Origin of the sequence: Rugamonas sp. DEMB1, from assembly GCF_029834475.1 — a bacterium.
GTDB lineage: Bacteria > Pseudomonadota > Gammaproteobacteria > Burkholderiales > Burkholderiaceae_D > Rugamonas > Rugamonas rubra.
This window is the reverse complement of the sequence record NZ_CP122407.1, coordinates 1053359-1074951: the sequence shown is the minus strand read 5'-3', so window position 1 is coordinate 1074951 and position 21593 is coordinate 1053359. Positions and strand designations below refer to the sequence as shown.

The 21593-nt window shown below is 65.8% G+C and carries 20 protein-coding genes, 1 tRNA gene and 1 pseudogene; 12 read left to right on the top strand and 10 right to left on the bottom strand.

Annotated features, from left to right (window positions below):
- Window positions 1–109: 109 nt before the first annotated feature.
- From QC826_RS04880 to QC826_RS04870, 3 genes are all read right to left on the bottom strand, one after another.
- Window positions 110–1426 (bottom strand): RsmB/NOP family class I SAM-dependent RNA methyltransferase, encoded by a 1317-nt coding sequence (locus QC826_RS04880; RefSeq protein WP_279764652.1) that lies wholly within the window; start codon window positions 1424–1426, stop codon window positions 110–112.
- 12 nt (window positions 1427–1438) lie between these two features.
- A complete protein-coding gene (purN, locus tag QC826_RS04875) occupies window positions 1439–2056 on the bottom strand; it encodes a phosphoribosylglycinamide formyltransferase (protein ID WP_279764651.1) in 618 nt (205 codons plus the stop codon).
- A gap of 135 nt (window positions 2057–2191) precedes the next feature.
- On the bottom strand, window positions 2192–2590 hold the full coding sequence (locus tag QC826_RS04870; protein WP_093384748.1) for a barstar family protein: 399 nt from the start codon (window positions 2588–2590) through the stop codon (window positions 2192–2194).
- A gap of 392 nt (window positions 2591–2982) precedes the next feature.
- Here QC826_RS04870 and QC826_RS04865 point away from each other — a divergent pair, with 392 nt between their 5' ends.
- From QC826_RS04865 to QC826_RS04840, 6 genes and pseudogenes are all read left to right on the top strand, one after another.
- Window positions 2983–3498 carry a glycine zipper 2TM domain-containing protein gene (locus QC826_RS04865; RefSeq protein WP_093384750.1) on the top strand — a complete coding sequence of 172 codons (516 nt, stop codon included), beginning with the start codon at window positions 2983–2985 and terminating at the stop codon, window positions 3496–3498.
- A gap of 134 nt (window positions 3499–3632) precedes the next feature.
- Window positions 3633–4424 (top strand): spermidine synthase, encoded by a 792-nt coding sequence (locus QC826_RS04860; RefSeq protein ID WP_279764650.1) that lies wholly within the window; start codon window positions 3633–3635, stop codon window positions 4422–4424.
- A 63-nt stretch (window positions 4425–4487) separates the two neighbouring features.
- Window positions 4488–6264 (top strand): annotated as a pseudogene (locus QC826_RS04855) (GspE/PulE family protein).
- Between the two features lie 73 nt (window positions 6265–6337).
- A tRNA-Lys gene (locus QC826_RS04850) sits at window positions 6338–6413 on the top strand.
- Window positions 6414–6534: 121 nt separating this feature from the next.
- Window positions 6535–6876, top strand: coding sequence for a DUF1778 domain-containing protein (locus QC826_RS04845; protein ID WP_093385162.1), 342 nt, complete (start codon window positions 6535–6537; stop codon window positions 6874–6876).
- Window positions 6864–7391 (top strand): GNAT family N-acetyltransferase, encoded by a 528-nt coding sequence (locus QC826_RS04840; protein ID WP_279764649.1) that lies wholly within the window; start codon window positions 6864–6866, stop codon window positions 7389–7391. The genes QC826_RS04845 and QC826_RS04840 overlap by 13 nt, the downstream gene beginning before the upstream one ends.
- On the opposite strand, the gene QC826_RS04835 is transcribed toward QC826_RS04840, so the two are convergent.
- Window positions 7388–7609, bottom strand: coding sequence for a hypothetical protein (locus tag QC826_RS04835; RefSeq protein WP_139236308.1), 222 nt, complete (start codon window positions 7607–7609; stop codon window positions 7388–7390). The genes QC826_RS04840 and QC826_RS04835 overlap by 4 nt on opposite strands.
- Window positions 7610–7626: 17 nt before the next feature.
- On the opposite strand from QC826_RS04835, the gene QC826_RS04830 reads away from it, so the two are divergent.
- The gene (locus QC826_RS04830) at window positions 7627–8043 is read left to right on the top strand and encodes a YidB family protein (protein ID WP_279764648.1); all 417 of its coding nucleotides are present in this window, start codon (window positions 7627–7629) and stop codon (window positions 8041–8043) included.
- Between the two features lie 99 nt (window positions 8044–8142).
- Entirely contained in the window at window positions 8143–8454 is a 312-nt protein-coding gene (locus tag QC826_RS04825) for a PsiF family protein (protein WP_279764647.1), read from the top strand.
- Window positions 8455–8526: 72 nt separating this feature from the next.
- Here QC826_RS04825 and QC826_RS04820 read toward each other — a convergent pair whose 3' ends face one another.
- Entirely contained in the window at window positions 8527–10791 is a 2265-nt protein-coding gene (locus QC826_RS04820; RefSeq protein ID WP_279764646.1) for a TonB-dependent receptor, read from the bottom strand.
- A 113-nt stretch (window positions 10792–10904) separates the two neighbouring features.
- On the opposite strand from QC826_RS04820, the gene QC826_RS04815 reads away from it, so the two are divergent.
- Together QC826_RS04815 and QC826_RS04810 are read left to right on the top strand one after the other, a co-directional pair.
- Window positions 10905–11684 (top strand): substrate-binding periplasmic protein, encoded by a 780-nt coding sequence (locus QC826_RS04815; RefSeq protein WP_279764645.1) that lies wholly within the window; start codon window positions 10905–10907, stop codon window positions 11682–11684.
- Between the two features lie 182 nt (window positions 11685–11866).
- On the top strand, window positions 11867–12475 hold the full coding sequence (locus QC826_RS04810; protein WP_279764644.1) for a helix-turn-helix domain-containing protein: 609 nt from the start codon (window positions 11867–11869) through the stop codon (window positions 12473–12475).
- A 57-nt stretch (window positions 12476–12532) separates the two neighbouring features.
- Here the strand turns inward: QC826_RS04810 and QC826_RS04805 are convergent, their stop codons facing one another.
- A complete protein-coding gene (locus tag QC826_RS04805) occupies window positions 12533–13633 on the bottom strand; it encodes a trypsin-like serine protease (RefSeq protein ID WP_093384771.1) in 1101 nt (366 codons plus the stop codon).
- A gap of 333 nt (window positions 13634–13966) precedes the next feature.
- Here QC826_RS04805 and QC826_RS04800 point away from each other — a divergent pair, with 333 nt between their 5' ends.
- Both QC826_RS04800 and QC826_RS04795 read left to right on the top strand, forming a co-directional pair.
- Complete coding sequence (locus tag QC826_RS04800) at window positions 13967–14758, top strand: substrate-binding periplasmic protein (RefSeq protein ID WP_139236310.1); 792 nt, start codon at window positions 13967–13969, stop codon at window positions 14756–14758.
- Window positions 14759–14863: 105 nt separating this feature from the next.
- On the top strand, window positions 14864–16993 hold the full coding sequence (locus QC826_RS04795) for an alpha/beta hydrolase family protein (RefSeq protein WP_279764643.1): 2130 nt from the start codon (window positions 14864–14866) through the stop codon (window positions 16991–16993).
- Between the two features lie 168 nt (window positions 16994–17161).
- Here QC826_RS04795 and QC826_RS04790 read toward each other — a convergent pair whose 3' ends face one another.
- The 4 genes from QC826_RS04790 to QC826_RS04775 all read right to left on the bottom strand — a co-directional run bounded on the left by QC826_RS04790 (window position 17162) and on the right by QC826_RS04775 (window position 21487).
- Window positions 17162–17884, bottom strand: coding sequence for a BON domain-containing protein (locus QC826_RS04790; protein ID WP_279764642.1), 723 nt, complete (start codon window positions 17882–17884; stop codon window positions 17162–17164).
- 129 nt (window positions 17885–18013) lie between these two features.
- Window positions 18014–18703, bottom strand: a complete 690-nt coding sequence (locus QC826_RS04785) for a hypothetical protein (RefSeq protein ID WP_279764641.1) — start codon at window positions 18701–18703, stop codon at window positions 18014–18016.
- Window positions 18704–18976: 273 nt separating this feature from the next.
- A complete protein-coding gene (locus QC826_RS04780) occupies window positions 18977–20674 on the bottom strand; it encodes a dipeptidyl-peptidase 3 family protein (protein WP_279764640.1) in 1698 nt (565 codons plus the stop codon).
- A gap of 204 nt (window positions 20675–20878) precedes the next feature.
- Window positions 20879–21487: a short chain dehydrogenase gene (locus tag QC826_RS04775; RefSeq protein ID WP_279764639.1), complete on the bottom strand. Its 609-nt coding sequence runs from the start codon at window positions 21485–21487 to the stop codon at window positions 20879–20881.
- Window positions 21488–21593 lie beyond the last annotated feature (106 nt).

Here is a 21593-nt window from a genome sequence, read left to right as displayed (position 1 = left end):
TCGCTCTTTGCCGTTGGGGTTTGCCGGCATTCCGGCGCCTTGAAAAGGCAAAAAAGGCCGGGGTTCAGTGCTGAATCCCGGCCTTGCTCATTGCTGACTACGCGGCAGCTTACTCGTCCTCGGCCTCGTCGTCGGCCGCGTCTTCCTTAGGCGGCAGCACTTTCTTGACCATCGGCTTGCGTTCGAACACGGCGGCGAAGAAGCCGTCGGTCTGGTGCTTGTGCGGCAGCAGCTTCAGATAGTCGCCCATCTCCAGCTCGATCTTCTGCTCGGCCAGCACTTTGCTCATCGGCACCAGGTCGAAGTCGGGATGGTTGGCCAGGAACTGCTCGGCGACCTCCTCGTTTTCCTGCTTGAGGAAGCTGCAGGTGGCGTAGACCAGGCGGCCGCCACCCTTCAACAGGCGCGCCGCGCCGTCCAGAATGCCGATCTGCTTGGCCTGCATCTCGACGATGGCCTGCGGCTGCTGGCGCCATTTGACGTCCGGGTTGCGGCGCAGGGTGCCCAGGCCGGAGCACGGCGCGTCGACCAGCACGCGGTCGATCTTGCCGGCCAGACGCTTGATCTTGGCGTCGCGCTCGTGCGCGATCTGCACCGGATGCACGTTCGACAGGCCGCTGCGGGCCATGCGCGGCTTCAGCTTGGCCAGGCGCTTCTCCGACACGTCGAAGGCGTACAGGCGGCCGGTGTTGCGCATCAGCGCGCCCAGCGCCAGCGTCTTGCCGCCGGCGCCGGCGCAGAAGTCGACCACCATCTCGCCGCGCTTGGCGCCGACGATCTGCGACAGGATCTGGCTGCCCTCGTCCTGCACCTCGATGGCGCCGCTCTTGAACAGCGGCAGGTTTTGCAGCGCCGGCTTTTGCAGCACGCGCAGGCCCAGCGGGGCGTACGGCGTCGGCGTCGAGCGGATCGGCGCCTCGGCCAGGGTGGCCATGACCTCGTCGCGGGTCGCCTTCATCGAGTTGACGCGCAGGTCCAGCGGCGCCGGCGAGTTCATCGAATCGGCCAGCAGCAGGGTTTCGTCCTCGCCCATTTGTTCGACCAGCATGTCGAACAACCACTTCGGCATGTTCGAGCGCATCGACTTGTGCATCAGCTTGCGGTCGATCTGGGTGATGCGCTGCAGCCACTCGACCTCTTCCTCGGTCAGGCCGCCCATCGAGTCGATGCCGACCGCGTCGGCCATGCCGAGCAGGGTCAGGCGGCGCATCGTGGCGCCGCCGCCGGCTTCGGAGAAGTCGGTGAAGAAGGTCTTGTTGCGCAGGATGTTGTAGACGCACTCGGCGATGGCGCCGCGTTCGCGGCCGCCCAGGCGTGGATGGTCTTTGAAGTAGCGCGACAGGGTGGTGTCGGCGGGCGCCGAAAAGCGCAAGATCTCGCGCAATACCTCTTCGGCATTGGCCAGTATCGCTGGTGGCAATCTCATGGAATTCCTTGGTTATTGATTTGTTGTGTGGTCCACATGGACCTGGCCTTGCTCGATCGTCAAGCGGCCTTCGATGAACCAGCGCACCGCGCGCGGATACAGCGTGTGCTCTTGTGCCAGCACCCGCGCCGACAGGCTGTCGACCGTGTCGTCGGCCAGCACGGGCACGACGGCCTGGGCGACCATGGGGCCGTGATCGAGTTCGGCAGTCACGAAATGCACCGTCGCGCCATGTTCGGCCACGCCCGCGGCGAGCGCCTGGGCATGTGTGGCCAGCCCCGGGAACAGGGGCAGCAGCGAGGGATGGATATTGAGCATGCGGCCGGCGTAGTGTGCGACGAACTGCGGCGTGAGGATCCGCATGAAGCCGGCCAGCACCACCAGATCGGGCGCGTGGCCGTCGATCACGGTTTGCAGGGCGGCGTCGAATTCGGCCCGGGTCGCATAGTCTTTATTGGCAACGACTGCCGTCGCAATTCCGTGCTCGGCCGCGAACGCCAGTCCGGCGGCGTCGCTGCGGTTGCTGATCACGGCGGCGATGCGGGCCGGCCACTGCTCGGCCTGGGCCGCGCGGATGACCGCCTCCATGTTGCTGCCGCGACCGGAAATGAGGATGACGATGTTTTTCATAGGCCGCATTGTACCCGCTACCGCGAGGCGAACCAAGAAAGCCGCAATTTTTGCTGCGGCGCAGCAGAGGCGGCGCCGGGCGCCGCAGGCCCCAAGCGGCGCGGCGCGCGGGGCGCCGCCGCTGGGCGCGCGGGGCTACTCGAAGGAGTAGAATACGCGGAACGGCACCTTCTTTTCGGCCCAGTAGTCGGCGGCGTCGCGGAACACGTCGAGCAGCGTTTCGCGCGCTTCCTTGTCGAATTTCTGGGTGTTGGGCAATTGCTCCAGCACCACCAGGAAGCCGGTTTGCACACCGGCCTTGAACATGGTCTCGGTCAGGGTCTCGCGCAGGCCGTCGAAATTCTTGCCCACCCCTTTGGGAAACTGGAACGATTCTGCAATGATGCCGAGTACTTGTTGTTTCGTTACACCCGCCAGGCAGTGTGCATATAAAAAGTGCTGCCCGAGACGGACTGCCTCGTCTTGCAATTCGGTGACTCGAAAAGCGCGGATGGACTGGACAAGGTTGGGCGGCACGGTCATTAACAAACTCATTTTTCCCTCAAATCGACCTGTTATGTACGGTGTGTTCTTTTTCGCCTATAAGTGAGTACCTATACACTTGACACGGCAAGCGGGTCAATGCGCTTGCGGTGGATGATCCACGTTTCTCTGTGACAATCAAATCCCATACGCATATTAGGGTAACGTGTTGTTCCTCCTGAATCAACACGAATGTGATGCCTAACGCAAGATTTGTAAGAATCGGAACATATATATCGTGTTTTCCGGCGATTTCGGCCATTTTTCACCGTCCTCCGCGGCCGTGTCCGCCCTGTTACAATTTGTTGCCACGGGAAACACACTGATTCCTGGGCCGGGATTACCATAGGCCTGTGCATAAATCAGATTCACAGATCAGACCAACAAACTACACGAGGTACCACATGAACCTGCAAGCCAAATTGATCGTTTCCGCGCTCTGTCTGGGCGCCCTGCCGCTGAGCCAGGCGGCCGACTTCGAGGAATTCGGCCGCGTCGTGCGCGTGTCGCCGCAAGTTGAGCAGATCAACCGTCCGCGCCAGGAGTGCCGCACCGAATACGTCCAGGTACAGCAGCCGCAGCAGCAACGCAGCGCCGGCGGCTCCATCATCGGCGGCATCGCCGGCGCGCTGATCGGCAACCAGGTCGGCGGCGGCACCGGCCGCACCGTCGCCACGGCGGCCGGCGCCATCGCCGGCGCCGTCGCCGGCGACCGCATCGACAACTCCAACCAGTACCAGGGCGGCGGCACCACCGAGCAGGCCGTCAAGCAGTGCCGCACGGTCGACCACTGGGAGTCGCGCACCAGCGGCTACGAGGTGACCTACGACTACCGCGGCCGCAACTACACCAGCATCATGTCCTACGACCCGGGCGAGCGCGTCAAGCTGCGCGTCTCGGTGGAGCCGGCCCAGCGCTAGGCCACCACCCAGTAGCACCAGGCACTGCCGGTCCGCGCGACCGGCAGTGTCGTTTACGGCCGGTATTTACGGCAAGCGGTATTTACAGCAAGATATAATAGACGGTTCATAGTCCCACCTTCCCCTCCCCCGCCATGCTGATCAAACGAAAATCCATCGAACAACAAGAATCCTCCCGCCCCGCGCGCAAGCCCAAGTACGCGCCGGTGACGCTGTCGGAACAGGATGGCGTGCGCTATTTGCATTTCGGCACGGAATGGGTGCAGGGCGCGATGCGCATCCGCAAGCCGGACTGGCCGGAGCTGGAGTACGCGCAGCAGATGATGAGCTGGATGTTGTGGCTGGAACAGCCGCGCCACGTCGCCCAACTGGGCCTGGGCACGGCCACGCTGACCAAATATTGTTACAAACAGTTTCCAGAAGCGAAAGTCACGGCGATCGAGCTGAACCCCTCGGTGATCGCCATCTGCGCCTCGATGTTCAAGCTGCCCGACAACGACGAGCGCCTGCAGGTGCTGGAGATGGACGCCAACGACTACGTCAACGACGACGCCAACCACGCCACGCTGGACGTGCTGCAGGTCGACCTGTACGACGCCACCGCGCGCGGCCCGGTGCTCGACAGCGCCGAGTTCTACCAGGCCTGCGCCGCCTGCCTGGGCGAGGACGGCATCATGACCGTCAACCTGTTCGGCGACCACCCCAGCTACGCCAAGAACATCAAGGCGATGAAGTTCGCTTTTGACCAGGTGATTTGCCTGCCGGAGGTGCATGATGGTAACGTAGTGGCGATCGCCTTCAAGACCCGCCGTGGCGCGCTCGACTTCGCCGCCCTCGACGCGCGCGCCGCGCAGATCGTCGCCGACACCAAGCTGCCGGCCAAGTCCTGGGTCAAAGGCCTGAAGACCCTGCCCGCAGGGAAGTAGGCAAGCTCGTCGCCGGCGCCGGCCGCAAGGCCGCGCCGCGCCAGAAGGAAGGTGGCCGTGCGCATGTCCACACCCAAAGTGCTCGATCTGCAACTGATTTTCAGCTGGCTGCTGGCCGACGGCATGGTCGAGAAGGCCAACGTCAAGGCCAACTACGCCCAGGCCCAGGGCATCCTGAAGAACGCCATCGGCAACATGCACCCGCTGTGCGCGGTGGCCCACTGCAAGCTGGCGTCGGCCGCCGCGCCGCACAAGCAGCTCACGCTCGACCTGCTCAGCGCCTGGCTGGCCGGCCGCGTCGAGCTGCCCTTCATCCACATCGACCCGCTGAAGATCGACTTCACCAAGGTGGCCGACGTGATGTCGGCCAGCTACGCGGCGCGCTTCAACATATTGCCCGTCGAGCTGAGCCAGGACACCCTGGTGGTGGCCACCGCCGACCCCTACGCCCACGAGTGGGAGGCCGAGATCGCCAAGGTGTCGCGCCGCACGATCCGCCGCGTGATCGCCAACCCGCTCGACATCGCCCAATACATATCGCAGTTCTTCAGCCTGGCCAAGTCGATCAAGAAAGCCAACAAGAGCAACGGCCAGGACCTGGCGCTGCGCAACAACTTCGAGCAGCTCGTCGAACTGGGCAAGAACAACCGCCAGGTCGACGCCAACGACCAGCACGTCATCAACATCGTCGACTGGCTGTGGCAGTACGCCTTCGAGCAGCGCGCCTCCGACATCCACCTCGAGCCCAAGCGCGAGCTGGGCACCATCCGCTTCCGCATCGACGGCGTGCTGCACCAGGTCTACCAAGTGCCGGCGGTGGTGATGATCGCCATGACGGCGCGCATCAAGCTGCTCGGCCGCATGGACGTGATCGAGAAGCGCCGGCCGCAGGACGGCCGCATCAAGACCCGCACCGGCGGCGGCCAGGAGATCGAGCTGCGCCTGTCGACCCTGCCGACGGCCTTCGGCGAGAAGCTGGTGATGCGCATCTTCGACCCCGAGGTGGTGGTCAAGACCCTGCCCGAGCTGGGCTTCCCGCCCGACGACGCGGCGCGCTGGGACGCGCTGACCAAGCGCGCCCACGGCATCATCCTGGTCACCGGGCCGACCGGCTCGGGCAAGACCACCACCCTGTACACCACCCTGAAGGCGCTGGCCACCTCGGAGGTCAACGTCTGCACGGTGGAAGTACCCGATCGAGATGGTCGAGCCGGCCTTCAACCAGATGCAGGTGCAGCCCGGCATCGACCTGTCCTTCGCCGACGGCGTGCGCGCGCTGATGCGGCAGGACCCGGACATCATCATGGTCGGCGAGATCCGCGACCTGGCCACCGCCGAGATGGCGATCCAGGCGGCGCTGACCGGCCACCTGGTGCTGTCGACGCTGCACACCAACGACGCGCCGTCGGCGGTGATGCGCCTGCTCGAACTGGGCGTGCCCTACTACCTGCTGGAGGCGACCCTGGTCGGCATCATGGCGCAGCGCCTGGTGCGCACCCTGTGCCCGGACTGCAAGACGGCCGACGGCAGCATCGCCGACGACATCTGGCAGGGCATAGGCGGCGCCTGGCAACTGGCCAAGCCGGCCGCCGTCTACCGCCCGGTCGGCTGCCCGGAGTGCCGCCAGACCGGCTACCGCGGCCGCACCGGCATCTACGAGCTGCTGACGGTGAGCGAGGCGTTCAGCAAGCTGATCCAGGAGGACAGCGACATCCACGCGCTGCGCCGGCAAAGCATGGCCGACGGCATGAAGCCGCTGCGCATCGCCGGCGCGATGAAGATCATCGAGGGCGTCACCAGCGCCGAGGAAGTGCTGAAGGTGACGGCGGCGCTGAACTGACGCCCGGCCGAGAAAACGGGCGAAGAAAACCCTTGGCGGATGGCAAAGGGCTGTATATAATACGGCCTCTTTCGGGTCGTTAGCTCAGCTGGTAGAGCAGCGGACTTTTAATCCGTTGGTCGCAGGTTCGAATCCCGCACGGCCTACCACGAATAAGCAGTAGTCAAATCAAGCAGTTACGAGTGATCGTAACTGCTTTTTTTGTTTCTGCAGTCGCATTTCACAAATTCCCGTATTGACGCTGTAGTTACAGTGGAGGATACTGAATTTATGCCAAAATCGCGCGCCGCATCACCGGATCATGCGGGTTCAGCCACAGTTGCTGTTGCTGAACGACCTGCTGCGAACCAAACAAAAGGCAGCATAAACCTGCGCATTGATGCCAGTACCCGACAGTTGATTGACGAAGCAGCTGCGATTCTCGGCAAGACCCGCACGGAATTCATGGTTGAAAGTGCAAGGCGGCAAGCAGTCGATGTACTTCTTGATCAACGCCTGTTCGTACTAAACTCCGAGTATTTCGACGCCTTCATACAGGCGCTCGACAATCCCCCAGCGCCAGGATCGAAATTGCAGTCACTACTGCGCCGAGTTCCGTCATGGAAGAGCTAGAGGGTTCGACGCAACCACAATCTCGTCTATCACCACCGGTTTCTTTGACTGCCGAACATGAGCTTTCGGGATTCGATTGTGGCGAACCAGCGTTAAACGATTGGTTGCAACAAAGAGCATTGAAAAACCAAAGCCGCTTCTCACGCACCTATGTCGTTTGCATGGGCAAACAGGTAGTAGCGTATTACGCCATTTTGGCTGGCGCTGTTGAACGTGACTCAACGCCCAGCAAGATCCGGCGCAACGCGCCCCAAACCATTCCAGTATCGATCATCGGGCGGCTGGCCGTCAGCCGCGATCATGCGGGTAAAGGACTCGGCGCCGACATTCTCGCGGATGCACTGCGCCGTATCGCCATCGCCTCGCAAAGTATTGGTATCGGTGCAGTACTCGTCCATGCTAAAGATGAGAGCGCGAAACGTTTCTATTTGAGATGTGCGGAATTCATAGAATACCCGGTGGATAGCCGCACCATGTTCTTGCCGATTGAAACCGTGCTTGCCGCGTTTAGCTAGGATTCGCCGCGCAACAGGCCGTAGACCCTGCCAGTCTCAAATTGATCGTCAGCAAGCACGCCTGCCGAAACAAGTCCCAGATCGCATTCAGCAGTTTTGCCCAACCGCATGAAAAATTCCACCGCGCGATTTGCCCGCGCGGAAGCTTGCGGCGCGGCGATTTGAGTTAGTATCACATTGGCAATCCTGCCCGCCGCGGCAACCTTCCATTCACCCACTCACTCTGGAGCACATCATGGGAATTCTTGATCAATTGGCCGGCCAGGTTATGGGATCGCTGGGCGCGCAACAGCAGGACCCGGTGCCGCAAGGCGAACTGTTGAACGGCGTGATGGCCATGCTGAACAACGCCGGCGGCCTGTCCGGCCTGGTGCAAAAGCTGCAGGCCAGCGGCCTGGGCGACCAGGTCGCCTCGTGGATAGGCACGGGCGACAACCACACCGTGTCGGGCAACCAGATCGCCGACGCGCTCGGCGGCGAACACATCGCGCAACTCGCCCAGCAGGCCGGACTGGAACCTGAGCACGCCGCCACCGGCCTGGCCCAGTTGCTGCCGCAGATCATCGACAGCCTGACGCCGAACGGCCAAATCCCCGAGGACGGCGCGCTCGACCAGGCCCTCGATTTCCTCAAAGGCAAGCTGTTCGGCTGAGCGGCCGCGCAAAGTTCTTCTGTGCGGCGGGCGGCTATAGTATAGTTTCTTGCCGCACAGGCAAGCCCTAGCCACCATGACAACCTACACGGACCGACCATGAAAAAAATCCTCGCCGTATGCGCCCTCGCCTGCTTCGCCAGCACCGCCTTCGCCGCCGCGCCGGAAGCCGCCTCGGCGCCGAAGACCGCGCAGCAGTCCAAGATGGCCACCTGCAACGCCGACGCCGCCGGTAAAAAGGGCGACGAGCGCAAGGCCTTCATGAAGGAATGCCTGACCGCCAAGCCGGCCGCCGCCTCGGCGCCGGCCACCCAGCAAAGCAAAATGAAAACCTGCAACGCCGATGCCGCCGGCAAAAAAGGCGACGAGCGCAAGGCCTTCATGAAGGAGTGCCTGAGCGCACCGAAGTAAGCTCTCCCCGCTTCCCCCAAAAACCGCCGGCCGGCAACGCCCGGCGGTTTTTTCATGCGCGGCGCCGCCACCTCACAGCCTGCCGTTGAGCGAGAAGAACAATTGGCGCGGCGCGCCCGACAACAAGGTGGCGAAGCTGCCGTCGGGGTCGCTGCTCTTGAAGCCGTTGCTGCCGATCGAGGACAGATAGCGCCGGTCGAACAGGTTGTGCACGTTGAGCTGCAGGCCGAGCTCCTTGAACGGCCCCCGGCCGGCCATGCGGTAGCCGGCGCCCAGGCTGGCCAGCCAGTAGGCCGGCACCTGGGCGTCGTTCAGATAGGTGTAGTAGCGCTTGTCGGTGAACTTGGCGCCGAGCTTGGCGAACCAAGCGCCGCGCTCGAAGCTCAACTCGCTGTGCAACAGGCGGCGCGCGTTGTCGACCACCTGCTTGCCGGCGGCCCGCACCACGCCCTGGCCGGCGGCGTCCTTCACCGGGCTGTCGTGGTCGGCGTAATCCGACTGGTAGCGCGTGTCGTTGTAGGACAGCGAGTTGAACCACGACCAGTCCGGCGCCAGCTGCCAGCTGGCCGCCGCCTCCACGCCGCGCCCCTTGACCCGGCCGACGTTGACGAAGCTGCCGGGACAGCCGGCGATGCCGGTGCAGGTGGCCACGCTGAGCAGACGGTCGCGGAAGTCGCTGCGGTACAGCGACACGCTGCCCTGCAGGCCGGCGCGGCGCCAGCGGTAGCCCAGCTCGAGCGAGTCGGAGCGCTCCGGCTTGAGCGCGGCCGCGCTGGCGTCGAAGGCGGCCTGGCTGGCCGAGAACGGCCCGGCCGTGCCCGGCTGGAAGGCGCGCAGATTGCGCGCGAAGGCGGCGAACAGCTCGGCGCCGGCGCCGAGCCGGTAGTTGAGGCCGGCCTGCGGCAGGAAGTTGCTGGCACTCTCCAAGGTGCCGGCGGCGCGCCCGGCCACCAGGTTGCGGCCGACGATGCGCATGCGCGGCGCCTTGAAGCCGGCGTCGACGGTGAGCGCGCCGTCGGCCAGCGCGACGCTGTCGGACAAGTACCACTGCCGCGTGGTGCTGTGGAAGTCCTGGCTGAAGGCGGTCAGGAAGGGGCCGGACAGGTAGCGGTCGGTGTCCCGCGGGCCGCCGACGTCGTAGTAGTTGCGGCTGACCTGGTGGCGGCTGCGCTCGCCCCAGACCCCGGCGGCGATGTTGTGGCGGCCCAGCGCGTAGCGCCAGTCGGCCAGCAGGCCGTTGCGCTGCAGCGCGTACTCGGTGGTGCGCAGCGACAGCGGCAGGCCCGACGGCGAGGCCTGGTTCGGCGTGTACCAGTGGCCCTGGCCCAGGTTGTCGTGGTGGTAGACGGTGGCCGTCAGCGCCGCCGCGCCCAGCTCCAGCTCCGCCTTGGCGCCGGCCAGCATGTCGCGGCGCAGGCCGCGCGCCAGGAAATAGGCGTCGTCGGCGCTGGCCACGCCACCGCTGTAGCGGCCGCGCGCGGCGTCGACGGCGCGCTGGAAGTCGGGCGCGTAGTTGTCCCAGCCGTAGCCGAAACGGTCCAGCAGCGCCAGCGACAGGTCGGCGTCGTCGACCTCGTGGCGCTGCGAGGTGTGGATGAAGGCCGACCAGCGCTGCGCGCCCCAGCGCTGGGCCACGCCGGCGTCGAGCTGGTCCTGGCTGCGCCCGCCCCAGCCCTTGCTCTTGTCGGCGCGCTGGCGCGCCGCGCTGAGGTAGGCCTTGGCGCCGCCGTCGGACAGGCCGCTGTCGAGCCGGACGAAGCTGCGCCGTGCGCGGCCGCTGCCGACGCTCTGGCCGACGTTGACGCCGGCCGCGTCGGACGGCGCCAGCGAGTAGAACTGCACGGTGCCGCCGAGATTGCTGGTCGAGGCGGTGGCCAGCGCGCCGGCGCCCTGCGACACCACGGCCCGGCCCAGGTTCTCCGCCGCGACCGCCCGGCTGATGTGCAGGCCGTTGTTGGGGCCGTAGCTCATGTCGCCCAGCGGCACGCCGTCGAGGGTGAAGCCGAGCTGGTTCTGGTTGAAGCCGCGAATGCTCAAACGGGTCGACCACTCATAGGCGCCCTGGGCGTCGGACGACTGGAAGCTGACGCCGGGCAAGCGGTCCAAGGTCTGCAAGGGGCTGGCGCCGGGTGGCGCGCGGCCCAGCTCGACGCGGCCCAAGGTCTGCACCTGGCGGCTCTGGCCCTGGCCGTAGATGATGACAAGCTCGGGCGCGCCGGCCGGGGCGCCCTCGTCGCCGGCCCGCGCGGCCGGGGCGGCCAGCAGGCAAAGCAACGCGGATAGACCGGCCAGCGCCGATGGCGGACGGGCACGGCGGAGCGGGACGGCGATGGGCACGGTACGGCTCCTATTTCATCGCATCAAGGATGCCTCATGCTAGTTTGTTTGTTAGGTGAAGTAAAATTGAACAGCAATTTGTGTTGCGGCACGGCCCACGCTGGAGATCGAGTATGCGCAAGCGGAGCACCTTGACGCTGTTGCTGTCCCTGCCCTGCGGCGCCCTGTGGGGCCGGCCGGCGGAGCGCGAGCGCGTCCGCGTCGTGCTCGGCGAATGGGCGCCGATGCTGGGCGCCGGCCTGCCGCGCTACGGCGTGGTGGCGCAGTTGATCGAGGAGGTCTTCGCCAGCGCCGACATCGCCGTCGACTTCGAGTTCCGCCCCTGGCAGCGCGCCTACGCCCAGGTCCGCAGCGGCCAGTCGCACGCCTCGGCGTTGTGGGGCCGCACGCCGGAACGCGAGGCCGTCTGCGATTTTTCCGATATCATTTTCAGCGACGACCTGGTGTTGTTCTTCCGCAAGGACAAGCCGCTGGCCTGGGACGGCAAGGTCGAGCACCTGGCGGCGCTGCGCGGCATCACCATCGGCCTGCCGCTGGGTTCGGCCAAGGCCGAGCCGCTGGCGCAGGCCGAACGGCGCGGCGAGTTGCGCTTCGAGGCCAGCGGCGACGAGCTGAGCAACCTGCACAAGCTGCTGGTCGGCCGCTTCGACGCGGTCGACCTGTCGCGCACCATCGGCAGCCAGTTGCTGCTGCAGCGCTTCAGCGCCGCCGAGCGCGAGCTGATCGGCCACACGCCCAGCTACCAGCAGTGGCATTACCGGATGATATTCTCGCGCAAGGCGCCGGACCACGCGCGCCACCTGGCGCTGTTCGACCAGGGGCTGAAGCGGCTGAAGGCGAACGGCCGCTACCAGGAATTGATGGCGCGCTTGCCGCGCGACCCAGCACGCTGAGCGCGACCGCGCCGCAGCCGGGCCGGGCAGTGCGGCGACGGCCGGCGGCGGCGCGGCGGCGCGCCTTCGCAGCCAAGCAAGGGGGGGGTGTGCGGGATCGTGGAGCTAATTCGGCAACAAGCTTGCATAAATCGCATTTTGTTGAAATAATAGGCAACAATTTCAACAGCACGGATTCCGCCATGCCACGTTCGCCACGTCCCGCCATCAATTTCCGTGCCATCAGCGACCCCGAACGCATCAAGATCCTCGCCTCGCCGGCACGCCAGGAACTGGTCGACACGCTGGCCGCGATGGGCGGCCAGGCCAGCGCCGCCGCGCTCGCCTCGCAACTGGGGCGCCACGCCGACGGGCTATATTATCACCTGCGCATCCTGTGCAAGGCGGGATTGATCCAGGAACTCGACGGCGAGCGCGGCGAGGAGCGCCGCTACCGCCTGCCGGGCGACCACACGGCGCCGCTGCGCCTGGCCTATCAGACCGGTCCGGACGGCAACACCGAGGCGCTGCACAAGTTCGCCCGCGGCCTGCTGCAGGTGGCCTGCCAGGATTTCGAGCAGGCGCTCGACATGCCGGACGTGGTGGTCGACGGCGCGCAGCGGCAATTGTGGGCCGCGCGCAACAAAGCCTGGTTGTCGGCCGAGGAACTGGCCGAGGCCAACGTGCTGCTCGAACGGCTGTGCGAGCTGATGAGCCGCCCGCGCGCGCCGGGCCGCGACCTGCTGATGAGCTGCGCCTTCGTGCTGGCGCCGGTGACACCGCTGCCGCTGCGCCGCAAGGCCGAGAAATAGACGCGGCGCCCGCCGCGTCGACGCCGGGGCGCCGTGGTGCCTCCACCGAGCCGGCGCCTAGGCCGGCTGCTTGCGGCGGCGCGCCAGCGCGCCCAGCAGGGCCATGCCCGACAGCATCATCGCGTAGGTTTCCGGCTCCGGCACGGCCGTCACCTGGTTGATCCAGGCGATGTGCGAGAAGGTCGCGCTGGAGCCGGACAGGTCGCCGAAGCTCGAACTGTTGCTGGCGCTGGCGTCGCAATTGTTCAGGCCGAAGGCCGGGCACACTTCGCTGCCCTGCCAGCCCCACGAGTGCACCGCCGACAGCAACCACTCCTTGCCGTTCCAGACGAAGTCGCCGCCGCCGGAATCGCCGCCGGCGATCAAGGCCTCGTTGGCGCCCTGCCCCAGGCCGCTGGACCAGGCGTTGCCGGTCGAGCCGGCGATGCGCCCCAGCGTGTTCCGGTTGCTGCCGCCATCGTCGAAGTCGCTCATGTAGGTGGTGCCGGGTGCGTAGTAGGCCGGATCGTAGCCGCCCAGCGCGTCGCCGACGTACTGGCTGGTGACCCGGTTGAAGGTGGCGCTGTCGACGTCGAAGGTGTTGTAGCCGTAGTGGCCGAAACGGCGGTCGCCCCAGCCGGTCTCGGCGTTGCTGCCGCCGACGCTGGTGGTGCCGTAGCCGGCCATCAGGAAGTCCTTGCCGACGTCGTTGGTGGTGCTCAAATGGTAGCCGGCGATGCCGGTCACAGGCGCGCTCAGGCGCAGCAGCGCCATGTCGGCGCCGGTGTCGAGCTGACCCCTCCAATTCGGATTGACGATGGAGTCCTTGACCGCCACCGTGCGGCTGACCTGGGCTTTGCCGTCGGCCCAACCGAAATCGACCTTCATCGAGGTGAAGCTGTCGGCGCAGTGGGCCGCCGTCAGCACGTAGGCGCCGCCGGCCAGCAGCGAACCCGAGCAGGCGTAGCTGGCGCCGGAGGGCTTGGTGAAGCTCAGACGGGCGACGCCGTCGAGGGCACCGACGACGCCGTTGAAACTCTGGCCCGGCAGGAAATGCCAGTCCGACGGCGACGAGGTGTTGCCGGTCAGCGGGGTCTGCGGGCCGGCCTGGGCCGCGCCGGCGGCGAGCAGGGCGAGCGAGAGGGTGGCGAGCTTGAACGGAGTGAAGGAAACGACCATGAAACGCACCTCTATTTTAGGAATTGTTGATGGGTGAATCTACCTTGGAGTACTTGGCTGCCGCCCGCCGGGCGCGTTCCCGGCAAGCCCATCAGTAAGTGGATGCAAATATATCATTGCTTAATGAGAAACAATTGAATTCGGAAAAGAATATATTTTCGACACATTTTCATTGCAAAAACTTATCTTTTACATTAGAAATTTTCATATCGGCGTGGATAATTCGGTCGCGCCGGGCATGCTGGCGCAGCGCATGAAGTGTTCATGTTGTCGTTCCAAGCAAAGACGAACTATGCTCAAATGGACGGGTCGGTTTTCGGCCCGGAGCCTGCCATGCCACTCTCCTTCCTACTGTCGCTGGGCCGGCGCTGCCTGCTGTGCGGCGCCGTGCTGCTGGGGCCGGCCGGCGCGGCGCCGGCCGCGCCGCTGGCGTTGCGCGTCGCCGCCCAGGAGGGCACCGAGCCGAAGTTCATCGGCGCCGAACGCGGCGGCGCCATCGCCGGCCTGTGCATCGACATCTTCCGCGCCATCGAAAAGATCGACCCCGGCCTGGCCTTCGTCGGCGACCAACGCTGGATGCCCTTGATCCGCATCTACAGCGAGCTGGCCAGCGGCGGCCAGGACGCCGCCTGCGCGGTGCAGCACACCGCCGAACGCGACGCCAAGTTCCTCTTCCTCGATCCGCCCCTGTTCCCCATCGCCTACCACCTGCTGGCGCGCGTCGACGACGACGTCGTCGTCAACGACTGGGACGACGTGCGCCGCCTGGGCGGCAACGGCGTGGTGCTGGCCAACCGCGGCTTCGCCACCACCACCGTGCTCGAACAACTGGGCGGCCTGCAGATCGACGCCAGCTCGACCAGCCCGCCGATGAACCTGCACAAGCTGATCGCCGGCCGCGGCCGCCTGTTCCTGCACCGCAGCCCCGGCCTGCGCGCCTTCCTCAAGCGCAACGGCGCCGCCGGCAAGGTCAAGATCCTGCCCGTGGTGATGGAGACGGCGCCGCTGTATCTGGCGGTGGGCAAGCATGTCGACCCCGGCCAGGTCGCGCGGCTGCGCCATGCGCTGCAATTGTTGGAGCGGCGCGGCGAACTGGAACGCCTGCTGCGCAAATGGGATCAATAAGGGGATCAATAGTAGCGGGCGGGGGCAAATGTAATCTTGATTGACAGCAAGAGATGTTTTGGCCAATATCGCCGCTTCCAACACTCTCGCCCCCAGGATAGCCCGATGATCCCGCTCCACCGCCTCCCCCTCGGCCTGCTGCTGGCCGCCGCCCTCGGCTGCGGCGCCAGCCACGCCGCCGCGCCGGCCGCCGCCACCGCCACCGCCACCGCCAAGCACGCCATCAGCCACGAGGACGTTTGGCTGATGAAGCGGGTCGGCGCGCCGGTGCCCAGCCCGGACGGCAAATGGGCCGTGTTCTCGGTCACCGAGCCGGCCTACGACAGCAAGGAGCAGTGGTCCGACCTGTGGATCAAGTCGCTGCTCGACGACGGCGCGCCGCGCCGCCTGACCTTCTCCAAGGGCGGCGAAAGCGCCGCCGCCTGGTCGCCCGACAGCCGCCAGCTGGTCTTCGTCGCCAAGCGCGACGGCGACGAGGCCGCCCAGCTGTACCGCATCGACGTCGCCGCCGGCGGCGAGGCGCAGCGCCTGACCACGCTGACCCTGGGCGCGCGCCAGCCGAAGTGGAGTCCGGACGGCAAGCAGTTGCTGTTCGTCAGCGACATCTTCCCCGGCAACGCCGGCGAGGACGAGGTCAAGAAGAGTTTCAAGGAGCGCAAGGAGCGCAAGACCAGCGCCCGCGCCTACGAGAGCTTCCCGCCGCGCTTCTTCGACAAGTGGCTCGACGACAAGCAGGTGCGCCTGTTCGTCATGGACGCCCAGGCCGGCGCCACGGCGCGCAGCCTGCTGGCCACCAGCAAGGTGGCGGCCATGCCGGGCTTCGGCGGCGGCCAGGGCGACGAGGGCCAGTCGCTCGGCGCGATCTGGGCGCCGGACGGCAAGAGCGTGGTGTTCGCCGCCTCGACCAACCGCGACCAGCAGGCGCGCGCCTCGGCCACCACGCAGATCTTCGCCGTCTCGGCCAAGGGCGGCGAGGCCTGGAAGCTGACCGCCGACGAGCACAGCTATAGCGAGCTGAAGTTCTCGCCCGACGGCAACACGCTGTTCTGCCTGACCCAGGCCGAGGAGGCCGGCAAGGTCTACGACCTGGAGCGCCTGGCCGCCTTCGCCTGGCCGATGCGCAGCCCCCAGCCGCAGATCCTGACGGCCAAGCTGGACCGCTCGATCTCGCGCTACGCCCTGCCCGAGGGCGGAAAGAGGGTCTACTTCAGCTACGAGCACGCCGGCCTGGAGCAGCTGCACTCGATCGCCTACGACGGCGGCGACCTGCGCGACGAGGCCTCGGCGCCGAGCGGCGCGATCAACTCGCTCAACGCCGGCGGCAAGGCCCTGGTCGGCGTGTGGGAGTCCGCGGTCAACCCGCCCGAGGTGTACGCCTTCAACGGCGCGCCCAAGCGCCTGACCGCCTTCAACACCGAGCAGGCCGCCGCCATCGACTGGCTGCCGGCCGAGCACTTCTGGTTCAAGGCGGCCGACGGCCGGCAGGTCCACAACATGATCGTCAAGCCGGCCAACTTCGACCCGAGCAAGAAGTATCCGCTGTTCGCCGTCATGCACGGCGGCGCCGCCAACATGTGGCGCGACCAGTTCGTGCTGCGCTGGAACTACCACCTGCTGGCCCGGCCCGGCTACGTGGTGCTGTTGACCGACTACAAGGGTTCCACCGGCTACGGCGAGGAGTTCGCCCGCGCCATCCAGTTCGATCCGCTGAAGGGGCCGGGCGAACACATCAACCAGGCCGTCGACGAGGCCGTCAAGAAATACGCCTTCATCGACGGCGGCAAGCTGGCCGCCGGCGGCGCCAGCTACGGCGGCCACCTGGCCAACTGGCTACAGGCCACCACCACGCGCTACAAGGCCTTCGTCTCGCACGCCGGCGAGATGGACCTGGTGATGCAGTGGGGCACCAGCGACAGCATCCACGGCCGCGAGGTCAACAGCGGCGGCCCGGTCTGGGGCGGGCTGCCGGTGTGGCGCGAGCAGAGTCCGGTAATGCAGGCCGGCAACCACGACAAGGGCACCGGCTTCCTCACGCCGATTTTGATCTCCGTCGGCGAGCTGGACTACCGCGTGCCGGCCAACAACGCGCTGATGAACTTCGCCACCCAGCAACGCCTGAACGTGCCGAGCAAGCTGCTGGTGTTCCCCGACGAGAACCATTGGATCTTGAAGGGCGAGAACAGCCGCTACTTCTACAGCGAGGTGCACGGCTGGCTGGCCAAGTATCTGAAGTAGGCCGTGTTGATTTTGAAGTAACACGCGGGGTCGCCGGCATGCAGCAAACCCCGCCGGCTCGCGCTGCTGGCGATGGCCTAAAAAAAACCACCCTGCGGCAACACTGCGCCGCAGGGTGGATCAACATCGACGGGGGGCGCCAACGCGGCCCCCCGGCATATCCACCATCTACTTCTTGATCTGCAAGCCGTTCTGCACCTCGGTCACGCCCTTCACGCCGCGCGCCAGTTGCACCGCCTTGTCGGCCTCCGCCTGGGACGGCACGAAGCCGCTCAGCATCACCACGCCGTTGACGGTCTCCACGTGCACATCCATCGCCTTCAGGTCCGGTTCCTTGATCAGGTCGGCTTTCACCTTGGTGGTGATGACGGTGTCGGCCACCGCTTCGCCGGCCGAGGCGCTCTTGCCGCGCGCCAAGCAGGCCGCCTTGTCGCTGCCGCTCAGCCGGTCGCAATCGGCGTTGGCCTGGGCGGTGGTGGCGGCGCGCTGCTCGGCCTTGGCGTCGTTGACGGCCGCCGTGTGGGTCACCTTGGCCTCGCGCATGCAGTTGCCCTTGCTGTCGCCCATGTCGGCACACTTGGCCTTGGCCACGTCGTAGTCGGCGTCGGCCACGGCGATGCGGGATTTGCGCACATCCTTGGTATCGTTCTTGAACTGCGCCACGGCGTCGGCGTCGGCGCGTGCCCGGGCCGCCTTGGCCTCCTGCACACACAGGTCCTTGGCGTTGCCGCTGCGCTCGTCGCATTTCGCCTTGGTCATCTTGTAGTCGTCGGCGGCCTTGCTGGTCGCCTGCTTGTAGGCGGCCGTGTCGCGCGTCTGCGCCATCGCCGGGCTGGCCATGAAGCCGACGCTGGTGGCGCCTGCCAGGGCAAGGAGGAGTAGTTTGTTCATGATGTGTCCCTTTTGTGTGGTTGACATGGAGATTTAATCCCCACGCAGAACGACGCTCTGTGCGGGACCACACACAATCGGGGAAATCAGATCAAAAAGGCAATCGAACAGCGCACGCCTTGTGGCGCATCAATCCTCGCCCAACAAGCCTTTGCTCCACAGCATAGTGACTTGCTCGAAAGGTGAGGCGGCGGGGCCGAACGCCGTCTGCTCGCGCGCCAGTTGCAGCCAGGCGCTGGTGTCGTGCGAGGCGCCGGCGGCACCGGCGCCGCGCCGCAAGCGGCTCAGCCACTGGTGCACCTGGGCGTACTCGGCCGGATGGCGCTGCGCCGTCCAGGCCAGCGCCAGCAGGTCGGAAAAGCCCTCCTCGCGCTGGGTCAGGCGCATCTCCTTCGACATCTCCAGCAGCTCGGGCCGCTCGGCCTGCTGGTGGCCGACTTCGACGAAGCCGGTCGGCAGCACATGCCAGGCGCCCTGGGCGTAGCGCCAGCAATGGCCGACCTCGTGCGCGGTGATGGCCTCGATCAGCACGCCGCGCTGCTCGGCCGGCACACTGTCGAGCACGCTCTCGGCCTGCGGGTTGCCGCGCATCGACAGCACCAGCTTGCAGCGGCCGTGGTCGAAACCCATCGCCAGCGGCACATCGTTGGGGCCGGACTGCGGCTGGACGATGATGTCGATCGGCAGTTGCAGTTGCTTGGCGTAGGCCAGCACGGGGGCGCCGGCCGACAGCCAGCGGGTTTCGACGTCGGTCAACGACGCGGCCGAGGCCGCCACGCTGGCGCCGCCGAGGAGAAGGGATAGGATGAGCTTGTGCATGGTGGATTCCGTGCATCAACTCTAGCATGCTCAGCGCAAAGAAAATTGCTCTAGAGCAGTAACTTCCACAGTATTTTTCTACGTAGAAAAAGTGGAATGGTTGAGGCCGAGGCAAGGCCGGCGGGCCAGATTGGAAGGGACGAGCGCAGCTAAGCGAAGAAAACCCGCGCCACAGATCGAGGGTCAGACCCTAGGGTCTGACCCTGGCTTGCGCCGTTGGGTGGTGTTGTAGCCGCCGGCACCTTGAGCAAGCAAAGGCCGGACGGCAAGCGCTTACTTGGCCAACAAGGCCTTGGCCGTGCTGAAGGCCGGACGGATGTCGTTCGGCACCATCTTCATCTTGTCGAGCGCCTTCTGCACGTCGGGGCGGATCACCACGTACTTGACCATCATCTCCTTGGCGCGGGCATAGTCGCCGGTCGCCTCGATGGTGAGGAACTCGCGGTCCAGGTCGATCACCGCCTGCTTGATCTTCTTGAAGTCGACCGCGAAGGTGCCGTCGCCGTGCGAGATGAAGCCGCCCTTGTCGAGCAGGTAGTTCATCTGGATCGCCATGCCGCGCGCATGCGAGTCGGTCAGGCCGAAATGCAGCGTGCGGAAGCCCGACGCCAGGAAGGTGGTGTAGAGCTTGCGCTCGGCCGCCTCGCCCTGCCCCAGCGTGCCCTTCAGCTGGCCCTTGTCCATCATGTAGCCCAGCGCGAACAGGCCGGTGATGTCGGCCTTGGCCTCCTCGATGGTCGAGTAGGCCTCCTTCAGGCTCTGCCGTGGCGTCGACTCCTTGCCGCCGTTCTTGGTCAGGTGCGGACCGAGGCCGTGGGTGATCTCGTGCGCCAGGATGTGGGTGAAGAAGGAATCGAAGTCGAGGTCCTTCTGGTCGGCCGGCTTGAGCACCAGCTTGGAGATCGGCGTCAGCGTCGACTTGAACTTCGCCTCCTGCACGTTCTTCAGCATCACGCGCTTGGAGCCGCGCTGGCTGATGATGCGCTCGTCGTTGGGCAGGTTGTAGGCGGCCGTCTGCACGCCCATGTTGCCGTCGCCGGCGCCGTACACCTGGTTGACCACCACCATCGGCGCCAGCGCGCCGACCTTGGCGTTGCGGTATTGCGCGTCGAGCGGCAGATTGTCCTCCAGCTCCTGCATGTGCTTGGCGAAGAAGTCCAGCTTCTGCGTCTCCTTCTGGTCGCGGATGTTGACGTAGGCCTCGAAGGCGGCCTTGTAGCCGAACAGCTCGTCGTTGTAGGTCTCGTAGGGGCCGATGGTGATGTCGACCGGCGCGTCCAGGTCCATCCAGGCGAAGTCGGAGGCCAGGTAGTCGTTGGACAGGAAGGCGTCGGCGCGCAGGGCGAGGAATTTCTTCAGCGAGGCGTTGTCGGTGGCGGCGGCCGCTTCGCGCAGCAGCGCGGCCAGCTTCTCCAGCTCGGCCTTGTATTCGTCCGAATACTTGACGATCTTGAACTTGCCCTCGGCGTCGTTGCGGATGGTGGTGAAGAACCACTGCGCCTGCTCCTTGTCGGCCGCCGGCAGCGCGTTCATCCACGCCTCCAGCGCCTCCTTGCCGGCGCCGGCCGGGTAGAAGTTGCCGGCCTCCGGCTTCTTGGCCGGGATGGCGATGCCGGCCAACTGCGCCGGCAGGAAGGCGTCGTGGCCGTCGAGGATGGACCACGGCCCCTTGTTGAGCCAGAAGTAGTTCAGTCGCGCCTTGCCCAGCGGCGTCGTATCCTTTTGCAGCGCGGCCCACAGCGCCTCGTTGTGCGACCAGCGCTGGCGCAGTTGCAGCACGTCGACGATCTTGGCCGCCTCGATCAGTTTGGCGATGGCCTTCTTGTCGCCGGCCGACAGCTTGGACGTGTCGGCCTTCAGCTCGACCGGCGCGTAGCGCGCGGCCATCTTGTTCAATTCGGCGACAGTGGCCGGCGCGGCGGCGGCGCTGCCGACAGCGGCCAACAGCAAGGGAAGCAGGAGTTTTTTCATGGGAACCTTTGGGGGTGGATGGAATAGAAAAAGGCGGGTTCGTGGCCCGCCTCTGCGCCATGGGCGCTTATTGTAATCCAGGTCCATCTGCAAAAACCCACCAGCGAAAATCGAGGGTCAGACCCTAAGGGTCTGACCCTGGCTCTTTGCCTGTGGGTGGTGTGGGAGCCGCCTGCGCCTTGGCTCAGCGGCATCTACCTCTGCTTACCAGACGCGGAAGGTCTGGCCGGTCTGCGGCCCGTCGACGCTGCGGCTGTAGGCCAGCGCGACGCGGCTGCCCTTGGCCGGCTCGAAGCCGATGAAGAAGGGGCCGTAGGTGTCGAGCGCCTCCTCCAGCACCGTCGGGCTGACCACGTTGATGCGCAGGCCGCGCTGCAGGTCGATGGCGGCGCCGCGCACGAAACCCTCCAGCGCCGAGTTGACCATGCTGGCGCTGCTGCCGCCACGGATCGGCTGCTCGCTGACGATGCCGCTGGTGAGGGTGATCGAGCCGCCGTCGTTCAAATGCTCCTGCGCCACCAGGGCGACGTTGACCTGCCCCATCAGTTTGCTGTCGAGGCCGATGCGGTACTGCTCCGGTGTGAACTCGGCCAACGGCGCGAAGTGCAGCACGCCGGCGGTGACCACCACGGCGTCGAACTTGCCGCTCTTGCCGGCCTCGGTGAACAGGCGGCGCACCTGGTCGATGTCGGCCATGTCGACCTGGTACTGGCCGCCCTTGCCGCCGACGGTGACGATCTGGTGGCGTTTGCCCAGTTCCTCGGTGACGGCCGAGCCGACGGTGCCGGTGGCGCCAATGACGAGTACTTTCATGATGGTGCTCCTCTGAGTTGTGATAAGTGCAATCAGTATGGACTCATTCGCTTGAGGAATAAATGCGCTACCATGAACAACATTACTAACCTACAGTGTGCAATCG